The organism is Amycolatopsis sp. NPDC028719, from assembly GCF_055565395.1.
On record NZ_JBVHUL010000002.1, the window covers coordinates 812,637 to 826,200 of the forward strand.

Consider the following 13,564-nt stretch of genomic DNA (forward strand, 5'->3'; position numbering starts at 1 on the left):
GCGGGCCCCGGGGCGAGTACCTTGGCACCACAGGTCACGCCTGCCCGGGAGGACGGATGCGCGTCACGATCGCCGAGGTCGCCCGCCGCGCCCGGGTGAGCAAGACGACCGTGTCGAGAGTGCTCAACAACAAGGCCGATGTGGACGCGGCGACCGCGATCCGGGTGCGCGAGGTGATCGCGGCGACCGGGTACATCCCGAGCGCCGGCGCGGTCGGGCTGGCGCGGGGCGTGACCCGGACGGTCGGGATGCTGGTGCCCGGGCTGACCTGGCCGTGGATGGGCGAGGTGCTCCAAGGCGTCGCCGACGTCGTGGAGGCCAAGGGCTACGGGCTGCTGCTGTCCACGGCCAACCGCGGCGCGGACTCCCTCGGGGAGTTCTCCCGGCAGGTGTCGGCGAAGGCGTTCGACGGGCTGCTGCTCGTCGAACCGCCCGACGCCGTGCGGCACCTGCGCGTGCTGCACGACTCGGGGCTGCCGGTGGTGGTGATCGACGACCGCGGGCGCCGGCCCGCGTTCCCGTCGGTGGGCACCGACAACCGGCAGGGCGGCGCGGCCGCGGCCCGGCACCTGCTCGAAACCGGCCGCACGCGGCTCGCCACCGTGACCGGTCCGCGCGACTTCGGCTGCACGACCGACCGGCTCAACGGCTTCCGCGACGTGATCCGCGAAGCCGGGCTCGTCCTGGACCCGAATCTGGTCATCGAAGGCGATTTCACGAGTGAAAGCGGCGAGGCGGCGATCCTGCAGCTCCTCGCCACCGGCCCGTCGTTCGACGCCGTCTTCGCGCACAACGACCTCACCGCGGCCGGGGTGCTGGCCGGGCTGCGGAAGGCCGGGCGGGCAGTGCCGGCGGACGTCGCCGTGGTCGGTTTCGACGACATCCCCCTGGCCGCGCACACCCAGCCCGCGTTGACGACGATCCGCCAGCCCCTGCGGCAGATGGGCGAGACGGCGGCCCGGCAGCTGCTCGCCCAGCTGGGTGGGGCACCCCAGCCGGACGAGCCGCTGATCGTCCCGACCTCCCTGGTGATCCGGGAGTCGACTCAGGAGACGGTCGGCGCCGCCGAAAGCGGGACGGTGCGCGAGGAATCGCCGAGGTAGACGCGGTACTGGCCCGCGTTCGCCGTCCCCGACCCGGTCCCGTGCGCGCCTGGAGTAGGCCGCCTCCCACTGGAGAACGACCTGGTCGAGCGGGTGCGCACGCCGAGGTCGACCTGCAGGGTCTGGGGGTCGGCGACCAGGCCCGGCGGCGACCGCGGCCCCGGCGACGAGCGCGAGCCGCCGCCGGGACCCGGCCCTTACTGGTAGACCCGCACGTAGTCGACGACCATGTCCTGCGGGAGCACGGTTCCCGCTCCCGGCGGACCGGGGAAGTCGCCGCCGATGGCGTTGTTGAGGATCAGGAAGAACGGGTGGTCGTAGACCCACGGCCCGCGCGTGCTCTCGACGGTGTCGCGGTTGATCGTCTCGAACGCGTTGCCGTCCACGTAAAAGGTCATGTGCGACGCGTCCCAGTCGAGACCGAACTTGTGGAAGCCGGCGGAGACGTCCTGGCCGAGGTCCAGGGGCGCGCCGATGCCGCCGGCGCCGTTGTAGGCCGGGGCGTGGATGGTCGAGTAGGCCAGGTTCGGCGACTTCCCGACGTGCTCCATGATGTCGATCTCACCGCAGTTCGGCCACGGCGTGCCGCTGAAGAAGTTCGCGCCCAGCAGCCAGAACGCGGGCCACAGCCCCTGCGTGCCGGACACCTTGATGTTCGCCTCGACGTGGCCGTAGGTGAAGCTGAACTTGCCCGCGGTGTTGATCCGGCCCGAGGTGTACTGGCACGTCGTGCTGCCGCTGATCGGGTCCGGCGGGCAGGCGCTGCCCGGAGTGGCTTCGCGGCGGAGCTGGATGACGAGGTTGCCGCGGCCGTCCTGCTTGGCGTTGTTGTTGTTCGTGTAGTACTCGAGCTCGTTGTTCACGCCCGGGCCGGTCTCGGCGGTCCACTTGCTCGCGTCCGGGCCCGCGCCCGAAGCGCCGTTGAACTCGTCGCTCCAGACCAGCGTGCCCGGGAAGTGCGGGGCCGGCGGCGCGGGCGGCGGAGTCGTCGGGTTGCCGCCGGTGCCGTAGACGTCGAAGCCCCACAGCGAGTAGCCGTAGCCGTTCGAACGCGCGGTGCCGTACATCCGGACGTACCGGCCGCTGCCGTTGACGGTCAGCGTCTCCTTGAAGCCCTTGCCGGTGGTGGTCGAGTAGAGCGACGTCCAGTTCGCGCCGTCGTTCGACACCTGGAGCTGGTACGCGACCGCGTAGGCCGGGTCCCACTGCAGGACGACCTGGTGCACGGCCGCGACCGCGCCGAGGTCGACCTGGATCCAGCCCGGGTCGACCCAGCCGGTGGTCGCGCTGGTCGCCCAGCGCGTGGCCGGGTCGTGGTCGAACGCCTTCGCCGGCAGGCAGCCGGGGCAGTTGCCGTCGTCCTGGTACGAAGAGGCCGTGCCCGGCTTGCCGTAGGACAGCAGGACGTCCCCGGGCTGGGTCGTGCCGCCTCCGCCGTAGACCTGGAACTCCCACAGCGAGTAGCCGTACTGCGTGGCGCGCTGGGTGCCGGTCAGCCGGACGTACCGGCCGCTGCCGGTCACGTTCAGCGTCTGCGTGCCACCGGTGGCGGTGGTCGTCGAGTACAGCGACGTCCAGGTCGCGCCGTCGGCGGACGCCTGGATCGTGAAGGCCTTGGCGTAGGCGGCTTCCCAGTTCAGCACGACCTGCGACAGCTGCTGGGTGGAGCCGAGGTCGACCTGCAGCGTCTGCGGGTCGCTGAACGCGCTGGACCAGCGGGTGCCGGGGTCGCCGTCGACCGCGGCGGACGCGGGTGTTCCGCCGTTTTCGGTCGAGGACGCCGTCACCGGACGGCCTTGGGAGAGCAGGGTGGGCGCGGCCTGGGCCACCGGTGCGGTGAGCAGGGCGGCCAGGGTCAGGGCGAGGACGGCGAGAACACCGGTCCTCGGCATGCGGCGTTGCATGGGCACCTCCACGGCGAACCGGCACCGGGACGGCTTTGCCCCGGCGCGGATCGGCTCACGTGGTCCTCGGCGCGGGTGTGGGTCCCGCTCGTCGGCACGCTCTTACTTCAGGATATAAATAAAGAGCCGTAAAATGTCAACGGCGCTGCGCCGGACGGTCACGGACCACCGGCAGGACTGGTCCGGGAGAACGAATCCACGCCGGAGCCTTGACTCCGCCGACACGCGCGCTGTTAACTTCGAGCCGCCGGTCGGAACCGGTTCCGTGACCGCCACCCGGGATGGTTCCGCCGCGAAACGCACCTCTTCGGGCTGACCGGTTCGCGCCGTCGCACCCACTCGGCACCGCTCCACCGGCTCACGGTGCCGGGCGGGGGCCGCGGACGCGAACCCGCCGCACCACCCGACGCCGGCGCGAGCTGTGGGGCTCGCCCGGTCCGCCGCCGCCCGGCACCGCCGCGCGGCCCCTTCCGGACGTCCTCCCCCCGATCAGGCAGGCAGATGAGATCAACGACGTTCTCCCCGGTTCACCGCCTCCTCGTGCTCGCGACCACCCTCGTCACCGCGGTGACGACCGCCGCGGTCGTCGGTTCCGCACCGGCCCAGGCCGCCGCGTGCGGATCCACCAACCTCGCGCAGGGCCGCGCCGCGACCGCGTCCTCGACCGAAAACGGCGGGACGCCCGCGTCCGCCGCGGTCGACGGCAACACCGGCACGCGCTGGGCCAGCGCGTTCAGCGACCCGCAGTGGCTGCAGGTCGACCTGGGTTCCGCGCAGCAGCTCTGCGACGTGGTCCTCACCTGGGAAGCCGCGTACGGGAAAGCGTTCTCCGTACAGCTCTCCAACGACGGCACGAGCTGGACCGACGCGTACACGACCACCACCGGCGCCGGCGGCACGCAGACGGTGCCCGTCACCGGCACGGCCCGCTACCTGCGGGTCTACGGCACCCAGCGGGCCACCGGTTACGGCTACTCCCTCTGGGAGGTCGCCGTGCACGGCACCGGCGGCGGGACGACCATCCCGCCGACCGACCCGCGCAACCCGGACCTCGGGCCGAACGTGTCGGTGTTCGACCCGTCGACCCCGGCCGCGACGATCCAGAACCGGCTGACGCAGCTGGCGAACCAGCAGCACACCAACCAGTTCGGTTCCGAGCGTTACGCCGTGCTGTTCAAGCCGGGCACCTATGCCGCCGACGTCAACCTCGGCTTCTACGAGCAGGTCGCGGGCCTCGGCCTGTCCCCCGACGACGTCAACCTCAACGGCCACGTCCGCGTCGAGGCGGACTGGCTGCAGCAGGGCGACAACCCGGCCAACAAGGGCAACGCGACGCAGAACTTCTGGCGCTCCGCCGAGAACCTCTCGGTGACCTTGCCGGCGGGCCAGGTCGAACGCTGGGCCGTCGCGCAGGCCGCGCCCTACCGCCGGATGCACCTCAAGGGCAGCCAGATCCAGCTGTGGAACGGTGGTGACGGCTGGGCCAGCGGTGGCCTGATCGCCGACAGCAAGATCGACGGTGTCGCCGTTTCCGGTTCGCAGCAGCAGTTCCTCACCCGCAACAGCGAGCTCGGCGGCTGGCAGGGTGGCGTGTGGAACATGGTGTTCGTCGGCTCGACCGGCACCCCGCCGGCGTCGTTCCCGAACCCGCCGGAGACGGTCGTCGGCCAGACGCCCGTGATCCGCGAGAAGCCGTTCCTCTACGTCGACGGTTCGGGCAGCTACAACGTGTTCGTCCCGGCGCTGCGGCAGAACTCGCAGGGCACCAGCTGGGGCCACGGCGCCCCGGCCGGGCAGTCGATCTCGCTCAGCGAGTTCTACGTCGCCAAGCCGTCCGACTCGGCCGCGACGCTCAACGCCGCACTGGCCGCGGGCAAGAACCTGCTGGTCACGCCGGGCGTGTACCACCTCGACCAGGCGCTGAACGTCACGCGCCCGGACACCGTGGTGCTCGGACTCGGGCTGGCGACGCTGCAGCCCACCAACGGCACCGCGGCGATCACGACGTCCGATGTGGACGGCGTCAAGATCGCCGGGCTGCTGATCGACGCGGGCGCGGTGAACTCACCGGTCCTGGTGCAGGTCGGGCAGCCGGGGTCGAACGCCAACCACGCGGCCGACCCGACGTCGCTGCACGACGTGTTCTTCCGGATCGGCGGTGCGGCCGTCGGGAAGGCCACGCAGACGCTGGTCGTCAACTCGAACAACGTCATCGGTGACCACATGTGGCTGTGGCGCGGCGACCACTCGAACGGCGTCGGCTGGAACGTCAACACCGCGGCGAACGGCCTGGTGGTCAACGGCGCGAACGTGACGATGTACGGCCTGTTCGTCGAGCACTACCAGCAGTACGAGGTGCTCTGGAACGGCAACGGCGGGCGGACGTACTTCTTCCAGAACGAGATGCCGTACGACCCGCCGGACCAGGGCTCGTGGTCCAGCGGCGGCGGCCGGCAGGGCTGGGCGGCGTACAAGGTGGCCGACTCGGTGACCAGCCACGAAGGGTGGGGTCTGGGCAGCTACTGCTTCTTCCAGACCAATCCGTCCATTGTGGCCGGTCACTCCTTCGAGGTCCCGAACAACGGCGGGGTCCGGTTCCACAACCTGGTCTCGGTGTCGCTCGGCGGCGTGGGCACGATCGCCCACGTCATCAACGACACCGGTGACCCGGCCAACACGGCCCACCAGGTGAGCCCGCTGAACAACTATCCCTGAGGAAAGCCCGTCGCGCGCCGGACGGCGGCAGTCACGTCGTCCGGCGCGGGACGGTCCAGCACAGCGGCGACGTACGCGTCCGGGCGGACCAGCCAGGCTTCGCCCGGGCGCGCGCCGAGCGCTCCGCCCACCGGAATCTCCGCCGAGCGCATCCCCGCGGGGTCCACGCCCGGCGTGGTCAGCAGCAGGAAGCCTTCGCGGGCCAGATCGCGCAACCGTCCACCCGGGACGGTCACGTCGGGCAGCAGGATCCCGGCGCCGGGCGGCGGCACCGCCCCGCGCGGCGGCCGGCCGGCGAACGGGCGCCGCGGATCGGGCGTGGTCAACGGCGAATCCGCGTACCAGAACGGTTCGGCCAGCCGGCCCGAGTCGACCTGCTCGCACGCGGCCGGGTCGTGCACCGCGCGGGCGAGGACGTCCGAGCGGCGCCGGTGCCGCTCGGTGTCCTGGGGTACCAGGAAGTCCATCGTGGCCGTGGTGACGGCCGCGTTCTCCACCGCCGCCGCGTGCCGCTCGGCGTGATAGCTCTCCAGCAGCTCGTCGCCCGCGTGGCCGCGCAGGACCCACGCGAGCTTCCACGCCGCGTTCTCGGCGTCGGCGACGCCGGAGTTGAGTCCGCGCGCCCCGAACGGCGCGACCAGGTGTGCGCAGTCCCCCGCGAGCAGGACCCGCCCGACGCGCATCCGCTCGACCAGGCGGGTGTGGAACCGGTACACCGAGCGCCAGGCGACCTCGTACGGCACCGGCCCGATGATCGCCCGGATCCGCGCGTCCAGCGCGCCGCCCGACTCCTCGGCCGCGAGGTCGTAGTCCTCCGGGACCTGCCAGTCGATGCGGAACTGCGAGCCCGGGCACGGGTGGATGAGCACCTGGCGGCCCGGGTTCCACGGCGGGTCGAAGTGGAACCGGCGCTCGGCCGCCCAGCCCGGCAGGTCGGCGCGGATGTCGCAGATCAGGAACAGGTCCCGGAAGGACACCCCGTCGAGGCGCTGCCCGAGCGCCCGCCGCACCGTGTCGCCCCGGGCACCGGCGCACGCGATCGCGTAGTCGGCTTCGATCCGGCGCGGCCCGTCCTTCGTCGCGCACTCGACCACGACGCGGCCCGGCTGGCTCACGCCGGTGACGCGGTGGCCGCGGCGGACGTCGATCAGCGGCTGCCGCGCGATCAAGCCGTCCAGGACCTCCTCGACGCGGGCCTGCGAGAGGTTGACGAACGGCGGCAGGGCCGAACCGCCGTCGGGCAGGTTCAGCGAGAACAGCTCGGCGTCGCGGTGGAACGTCCGCGCGGTCGTCCAGGTGAGGCCTTCCTCGGCGAGGCAGCCGGCGCCGAGCGACGCCCAGACGTCGAGCGTGTCCCGTTGCTGGCAGATGGCCTTGGACCCCACGGGGTCGCGCACCTCGTGCTCGTCGACGAGCACCACGGGTACGCCCCAGCGCGCCAGCAACAGCGCGGCCGTCTGGCCGACCGGGCCGCTGCCCAGGACGGCGACGCTCATCCTTGGAGCTGGTCCCAGACCTCGCGGTCGCGTTCGGCCGTCCACACCACCGGCCGCTCGACGCCGCCGAGTTCGTCCCACAACCTCGAGACGTCGAAAGGCAGGCAGTGCTCGAAGATCGGCCACTGGCCGTACTGCCCGACGAGGGCCGCGTGGGTGCGCTCGAAGGCGTCCTTCAGCGTGCCGCCGGCGTCGCGGGCCGCGCCGACCTCGCGGATCATCGTGTCCAGGAAGTGCCGGGTCTGGGCGATGGCGGCCTCGACGGCTTCGCGGCCACGGCTCACGCCGCCGCGGCCGCCGATCAGCGTCTCGGCCCCGAACGCACCGACGCGGTCCAAAGTGGACGACGCCCAGTCGCGGTGGAACGCGTCGCCGGTGTACAGCGCGGCTTCGGCTTCGACGAGGTCGCCGGCGTAGAGGATCCGCTGGCGCGGCAGCCAGGCCACGATGTCGCCTTCGGTGTGGCCGCGGCCGCAGTACTGCAGGACCAGGTCGCCGCGGTCCCCGCCGAGGTCGAGGGTGAGCCGGTCGGAGAAGGTCAGCGTCGGCCAGGTCAGGCCCGGCACCGAGTCGGCGCCCTTCGCCAGCCGCGGCATCCGGCCGAACTCGCTCGCCCAGTCTTCTTTGCCCCGCTCGGCGACCAGAGCCCGGGTGTTCTCGTGCGCGACGATCACGTCGGCGTCGAACGCCGACGCGCCCAGCACACGCACCGCGTGGTAGTGGCTCAACACCAGGTAGCGCACCGGTTTGTCGGTGTGCTCCCGCAGTTTCGCGAGCCACTCGCGAGCCGCGACGGGGGTGGCCAGCGCCTCGAAGCAGACGAGGAAGTCCTCGCCCTCGATCGCGCCGATGTTCGGGTCGCCCTCGGCGGTCAACGCGTAGACGCCGTCCGCGAGGACTTCCAGGGTTTGCGCTTTCTCCGCCAGGTCGGCCGAAGAGGCGAAGGCTTTCTTCGTCACGGCGAGCGCTCCTTTGATCATCAAAGGTTTGACTATCTCGCCGGTCACAGTAGCCCGCCGCACCGGCGCACGGAACCCTTTCACCTAACCTGGGCCGCATGACCGACCGACCGGCCGAAGACCTGGATTACCTCTCGTTCGTCGACTACGCGATCGGGAAGACGAAGGCGGAGCTGCCGGACACCGACCCCGTCGCGATGCGCCTCGGCCTCACGCTGCACCGGCTGGCGGGCGCGCTGGTCTACGACTGGGAGTCGACGGTCCACCGGCCGCGCGGCCTGAGCTGGGGCGGGTTCCGGGTGCTGTTCGTGCTGTGGCTGGCCGGCCCGCTGGAGTCCCGCCACGCGGCACGCCTGGCCGGGATGAGCCGCGCGGCGGTGTCGGCGCTGGTCAAGACGCTGGAGCGGGACGGGCTGGTGACGCGCACCCAGGTCCCGAGCGATCGCCGCGCGGTCCGGCTGGCCTTGACCGAAGCGGGGCACACGGCGGTGACGGACGCCTACCAGGCGCACAACGCGCGCGAGCAGGCGTGGGCGGCGTCGCTGACGCCGTCGGAGCAGACGGTCCTCATCGGACTCCTGGAGAAGCTCACCACGAGCCCGGCGGCCGCGGCGGCCCAGCGGCTGGCTTAGCTGGCCAATCCGGGCAGCGTGTGCCCGGTCTGCTCGGCTTTCGCGCGGAGGTACCGGACGTTGTTCTCGGTGGCGAAGACCCCGGTCGGCACCTGCTCGCGCACGCCGATCCCGGCCGTTTCGAGCTGCGCGACCTTGTCGGGGTTGTTCGACAGCAGGTCCACTTTCGCGACACCCAAAGCTTCGAGCATCTGCGCGGCGACGGTGTAGTCACGGGCGTCTTCGGGCAGGCCGAGCGCGGCGTTCGCGGCGTAGGTGTCGAGGCCCTGGTCTTGCAGCGCGTACGCGTCGAGCTTGTTGTAGAGACCGATCCCCCGGCCTTCCTGGCGCAGGTAGAGCAGGTAACCGCCGGCTTCCGAGATCCGTTCGACGGCTTCGGCCAGCTGAGGCCCGCAATCGCAGCGCGCGGACCCGAAGACGTCCCCGGTGAGGCATTCGGAGTGCGGCCGCACCAGCGGCACGTCCCCGGGGGTACCGAGGACGAGGGCGAGGTGCTCACCGCCGTCGTCGAGTCCCCGGAAGGTGACGGCCTCGGCATCGACCTCGACGCCGCCGTGCAGCCGCAGCGGGATCCGCACCCGCGTCCGCACCTCAGCCGTCATGCCTTCTCCCCTGGGATCGCCCACGTGATCGACCCTACCGGAAGTTCAAATTCGAACGATCGGCGTTGTGTGCCGGGTCATCGCTTGATCGAACACCGGGAGGCGCGCGGTTCTTCCCGGCGGCGGTTCGGCCGGAAAACCGGTGGCCCGCACGTCGTATCCTCAGCGCATGATCCCCGGTGCCACCGCCGCGTCCTTCTTGCTGGTCGTCATCCTCGGCGCGATGTCGCCCGGGCCGGACTTCGTCGTCGTCACCCGGTCGTCGCTCGCCGGGGGCAAGCGGGCGGGGGTCGCCGCCGGGGCCGGGATCTCGCTCGGGGTCTTCGCCTGGGTCGTCGCCATCGCCTTCGGGGTGGCCGCCGTGCTCACCGCCTCGGCCGTCGCCTTCAGCGTCGTCAAGCTCGTCGGGGCGGCCTACCTCGTGTTCCTCGGGGTGAAGGCCTGGCTCGCCGTGCGCCGCGGCGACTACCGGGAGCTCGGCGAAACCCGCGAACGAGCGGCCCTCAAGGCCGGCGCCGCCTTCCGGCAGGGGCTCTTCACCAACCTGCTCAACCCCAAGGTCGCCGTCTACTTCCTCGCCCTGCTGCCCCAGTTCCTTCCGGCCGACGGCGCCACCCTGCAGACGCTCGAACTGGCCGCCATCGCGACCCTCGGCACCGTCGTGTGGTTCGCGGCCCTCGCCCTCGTCGTCGGCGCGTTGAAGCGGTTCTTCAGCGATGGACGCGTCCGGCGGGGTCTCGACGCCGTGCTGGGCAGCGTGCTCGTCGCGCTCGGGCTGAAGGTCGCCGCCGAAACGGCCTGAGGGCCCGCCGGTGCGGGCCCTCAGGCAGCGTCACAGCTGGTCGGCCGCCAGGAGCGTTCCCTCGACGCGCGCCCGGATCTTCGCGAACGCGATGTCGCGCGAGGTCGACGTGTCGTCCGCGAACGGCGAGAACCCGCAGTCGTCGCACGTGCCGAGCCGGTCGGCCGGCAGGTACTTCGCCGCCGCGAGCACGCGGTCGCGGACCTCCTCCGGCGTCTCCACCCGCGGGTCGATCGGGTCGATCACCCCGACGAAGATCCGCTGGTCCGCGCCGAGGTTGTCCCGGATCACCTCCAGCGCGGCGGCCGGCTCGGCCTCGCTCGCCAGCTGAACGTAGAAGTTCCCGGCCTTCAGCTCGAACAGCGCCGGCAGCAGGCCCGCGTAGCCGACGTCGAGGCTGTGCACCGAGTCCTGGTCGCCGCCCGGGCAGGTGTGGACGCCGATCTTCGCGCGTTCCTCCGCCGTGAAGCGGTCGAGGACCGCGTTGTTGAGGTCGACGAACTGCCGCAGCAGCCCACCGGACGGGTCGAGCTTCAGCGACAGCCGTCCCTCGGTGAAGTCGATCTGCACGCTGTGCGCCCCCGCGTCGAGGCTGCGCCGGATGTCCGCCTCGGCCTCGTTCACCAAGTCGGCGACGAACTGCTCCTGCGAGTACCCGTCGATGCCGTCGGCCGGGTAGATCAGCGAGAGCGCGGACGCGGCGATGACGGCCTGCTTGACCGGCTTGTCCGTGAGCGCCTTCGCCCGCGTCAGGTACTCGTCGGCGTGGGTCGCGTAGCGGAACGGGCCCGCGGTCAGCCGCGGCAGCTGCCGGGTGTGCCCGTCGGCGAACGGGATGACGACGCCGTCGGGCGCCAGCGCGCTGAGCCCCGCGAGCGGGTACGTCGCGAAGCTCGGCTTGCCCTGCTCGCCATCGGAGACGACCGGCGACCCGGTCTCTTCGAACCGGCTGATCGTGTCGGCCAGCGCCCGGCTCTCCAGCTCGGCGAGCCCGGCGGCGTCGATCCGTCCGGCGGCGAACGCCCCGAGCCCCTCGATGAGGTACCCGGGACGCGGAATGCTGCCGATCGGTTCGGTGGGCAGGGTCATGGAGTCCTCCGCTGCTTGAAGGTCCAGACCGGCGTCGAACCGGCGCGAAGCCGGCCTGACCGGCCTCGTGTCAGGCGAACCTAACCCGCTCGCGGGCGGTCACCGAGCGCGGATCACCCGGTCGGAGCAGCGAAAAGCACGAAATGAGAAGACGTTCGGCGGTTAACCGGGAGGACGATGGGGTATTCGCTACGGCGACACGGCGGGTTCGGCGCCGAAGGAGTACCCCGATGCTCAGTCACCACGACCGCACCGAGCTGGAGAAGATCGAGCGCACTCTCGAGCTCAGTGACCCCGACCTGGCCACCGCCCTGCGCGACGGGCGGCGCCCGAGGTCGCGCGCGCTCCGCAGCGCCCTGCTGATCGCCGTCGACGTCGTCGCGGTGACCCTGCTGGTCCTCGGGCTGGTCCTGCCCGATCCCGGCGTCACGCTCTGCGGGATCCTCGCCCTCACCGGCACCGTCTGGACGCACGTGGCGCGCCACCGCATCTGAACTTCTGAGGCACACTGGGCCCGTGAAGTGGGTCCTGCACGTCGACCTCGACCAGTTCATCGCCGCGGTCGAGATCGCCCGCCGGCCGGAGCTGCGCGGGAAGCCCGTGGTCGTCGGCGGCAACGGCGACCCCACCGAACGCGCCGTCGTCGCGACCGCGTCCTACGAGGCCCGCGAGTTCGGGGTCCAGTCCGGGATGCCGCTGCGGATCGCCGCCAAGCGCTGCCCGGACGCAGTCTTCCTGCCCAGCGACCCGCCGGCCTACCTCGAGGTGTCCGAGCACGTGATGGCCGCGGTGCGCGAGCTCCCGGTCGTCGTGGAGGTGCTGGGCTGGGACGAAGCGTTCGTCGGGGCCGAGACGGATGACCCGGAAGCGCTGGCGGCCTCGATCAAGGAGGCCGTGGCGCGCGAGACCGGGCTGTCGTGCGCCGTCGGCATCGGCGACAACAAGCTGCGGGCCAAGCTCGCCACCGGCTTCGGCAAGCCGGGCGGGATCTTCCGGCTGACGCAGGAGAACTGGTGGGACGTGATGGCCGCGCGTCCCACCGACGCGCTGTGGGGCATCGGCGGCAAGACCACCAGGAAACTCGCCGAGCTGGGCATCCACACGGTTCTGGACCTGGCCGGCGCGGACGTCGCCGAGCTGGCCGCGCGGTTCGGCCCGAAGACCGGCCCGTGGCTGCGCCTGCTCGGCGGCGGGATCAGCGACGCGGAGGTGAGCGCGACGCCGTACGTGGCCCGCTCCCGCAGCCGCGAGACGACGTTCCAGCGCGACCTCACGGACCCGGCGGAGATGGCCGCGGAGGTGTCGGCGCTGGCCAAGCGCGTCGGGCAGGACGTCCTCGACGAAGGCCGCCCGGCGGCGCGGATCGCGGTGAAGGTGCGGTTCGTGCCGTTCCTGACCCACACGCACAGCATCACCCTGCCCGAACCGACCTCGGACGCCGCCGAGATCGACCGCGCGGCGCAGGAGGTACTGGGGATGTTCGAGCTGACCCGCGCGGTGCGGCTGCTGGGCGTGCGGGCGGAGTTCCTGCGAGAGGACTAAAGCTCCTCCGGCAGCGGCAACGGCCGGTCCGGGTCCAGGTTCACCCCGCCCGCCCGGAGGGTGTGGTCGAGCATCGCCCAGATCGTGCCGCTCAGCTGGGCGGTCAGCTGGTCGAGGGTGAGCGTGCCCGGGTGGTCGAGCCAGCGGGTCGTCGCCGACTCGACGTAGCCGACCAGGCCGAACGCGATCGTGTCCGCCGGGGCCGGGTCCAGGCCGAACGCCGTCAGGTAGCCGGTGAACAGGCGGCTGAGGTGGCGGGCGATGGTGCCCCGGACGTCGGTACGGCCCTCCGGCGTGCCCGGCAGCGTGCGGACGAGGTACCGGTGCAGCTGGGCGTGCTCGGTCAGCCAGCGCAGGTGGGTGGAAATCGCCGCCGCGATCATCTCGGTCGGCGAACCCGACGGGTGCCAGAGCGGCTGGAGCTCGGCCGTCACCAGCTCGGCCGCCCGTTCGGCGATCGCCCGCTGGAGGTCGGCGGCGCCGTCGAAGTGCTTGTACAGGCGGGTGCGGGCGACGCCGGCGCGTTCGGCGATCTGCTCGGTCGAGACGTCCGGACCGTGCTCGGCGATCGCTTCCAGGGCCGCGTCGACGAACTCCGCGCGCCGCCGTTCCTGCTGGCCCGCCCAGCGCGCCGCCCGTCCGTCGACCTTGGTCACCCGGGAAGCCTACTCAAGCCCGGCGAGCCGGTGTACGCTCCGAAGTAGCTAGTACAGCATGTAC

General features: G+C 71.9%; 12 protein-coding genes. 6 read left to right on the forward strand and 6 right to left on the reverse strand.

Annotated elements, in window-relative coordinates; all coding sequences use genetic code 11:
- The first annotated feature begins 56 nt into the window (after nucleotides 1–56).
- Nucleotides 57–1,103, forward strand: coding sequence for a LacI family DNA-binding transcriptional regulator (locus ACZ4TR_RS11785; RefSeq protein WP_465287001.1), 1,047 nt, complete (start codon nucleotides 57–59; stop codon nucleotides 1,101–1,103).
- 197 nt (nucleotides 1,104–1,300) lie between these two features.
- Here the strand turns inward: ACZ4TR_RS11785 and ACZ4TR_RS11790 are convergent, their stop codons facing one another.
- Entirely contained in the window at nucleotides 1,301–3,007 is a 1,707-nt protein-coding gene (locus ACZ4TR_RS11790; protein WP_465287002.1) for a discoidin domain-containing protein, read from the reverse strand.
- Between the two features lie 501 nt (nucleotides 3,008–3,508).
- Here ACZ4TR_RS11790 and ACZ4TR_RS11795 point away from each other — a divergent pair.
- A complete protein-coding gene (locus ACZ4TR_RS11795) occupies nucleotides 3,509–5,722 on the forward strand; it encodes a discoidin domain-containing protein (protein ID WP_465287003.1) in 2,214 nt (737 codons plus the stop codon).
- On the opposite strand, the gene ACZ4TR_RS11800 is transcribed toward ACZ4TR_RS11795, so the two are convergent.
- Nucleotides 5,713–7,218, reverse strand: coding sequence for an FAD-dependent monooxygenase (locus ACZ4TR_RS11800; protein WP_465287004.1), 1,506 nt, complete (start codon nucleotides 7,216–7,218; stop codon nucleotides 5,713–5,715). The genes ACZ4TR_RS11795 and ACZ4TR_RS11800 overlap by 10 nt on opposite strands.
- On the reverse strand, nucleotides 7,215–8,177 hold the full coding sequence (locus ACZ4TR_RS11805) for an MBL fold metallo-hydrolase (protein WP_364525558.1): 963 nt from the start codon (nucleotides 8,175–8,177) through the stop codon (nucleotides 7,215–7,217). Before ACZ4TR_RS11805 ends, ACZ4TR_RS11800 begins: the two co-directional genes overlap by 4 nt.
- A gap of 98 nt (nucleotides 8,178–8,275) precedes the next feature.
- Between ACZ4TR_RS11805 and ACZ4TR_RS11810 the strand changes: the two genes are divergently transcribed.
- Nucleotides 8,276–8,809, forward strand: coding sequence for a MarR family winged helix-turn-helix transcriptional regulator (locus ACZ4TR_RS11810; protein ID WP_364525560.1), 534 nt, complete (start codon nucleotides 8,276–8,278; stop codon nucleotides 8,807–8,809).
- Here the strand turns inward: ACZ4TR_RS11810 and ACZ4TR_RS11815 are convergent.
- The gene (locus tag ACZ4TR_RS11815; RefSeq protein ID WP_364525562.1) at nucleotides 8,806–9,411 is read right to left on the reverse strand and encodes a GTP cyclohydrolase II; all 606 of its coding nucleotides are present in this window, start codon (nucleotides 9,409–9,411) and stop codon (nucleotides 8,806–8,808) included. The genes ACZ4TR_RS11810 and ACZ4TR_RS11815 overlap by 4 nt on opposite strands.
- 169 nt (nucleotides 9,412–9,580) lie before the next feature.
- Between ACZ4TR_RS11815 and ACZ4TR_RS11820 the strand changes: the two genes are divergently transcribed.
- Entirely contained in the window at nucleotides 9,581–10,213 is a 633-nt protein-coding gene (locus ACZ4TR_RS11820; protein ID WP_465287005.1) for a LysE family translocator, read from the forward strand.
- A 30-nt stretch (nucleotides 10,214–10,243) separates the two neighbouring features.
- Here ACZ4TR_RS11820 and ACZ4TR_RS11825 read toward each other — a convergent pair whose 3' ends face one another.
- The gene (locus tag ACZ4TR_RS11825) at nucleotides 10,244–11,302 is read right to left on the reverse strand and encodes a cobalamin-independent methionine synthase II family protein (RefSeq protein WP_465287006.1); all 1,059 of its coding nucleotides are present in this window, start codon (nucleotides 11,300–11,302) and stop codon (nucleotides 10,244–10,246) included.
- A gap of 230 nt (nucleotides 11,303–11,532) precedes the next feature.
- Between ACZ4TR_RS11825 and ACZ4TR_RS11830 the strand changes: the two genes are divergently transcribed.
- Both ACZ4TR_RS11830 and ACZ4TR_RS11835 read left to right on the forward strand, forming a co-directional pair.
- Nucleotides 11,533–11,796: a DUF3040 domain-containing protein gene (locus ACZ4TR_RS11830; RefSeq protein WP_465287007.1), complete on the forward strand. Its 264-nt coding sequence runs from the start codon at nucleotides 11,533–11,535 to the stop codon at nucleotides 11,794–11,796.
- A 22-nt stretch (nucleotides 11,797–11,818) separates the two neighbouring features.
- Entirely contained in the window at nucleotides 11,819–12,844 is a 1,026-nt protein-coding gene (locus ACZ4TR_RS11835; protein ID WP_465287008.1) for a DNA polymerase IV, read from the forward strand.
- On the opposite strand, the gene ACZ4TR_RS11840 is transcribed toward ACZ4TR_RS11835, so the two are convergent.
- The gene (locus ACZ4TR_RS11840; protein ID WP_364525572.1) at nucleotides 12,841–13,500 is read right to left on the reverse strand and encodes a TetR/AcrR family transcriptional regulator; all 660 of its coding nucleotides are present in this window, start codon (nucleotides 13,498–13,500) and stop codon (nucleotides 12,841–12,843) included. The genes ACZ4TR_RS11835 and ACZ4TR_RS11840 overlap by 4 nt on opposite strands.
- Nucleotides 13,501–13,564: the final 64 nt, after the last annotated feature.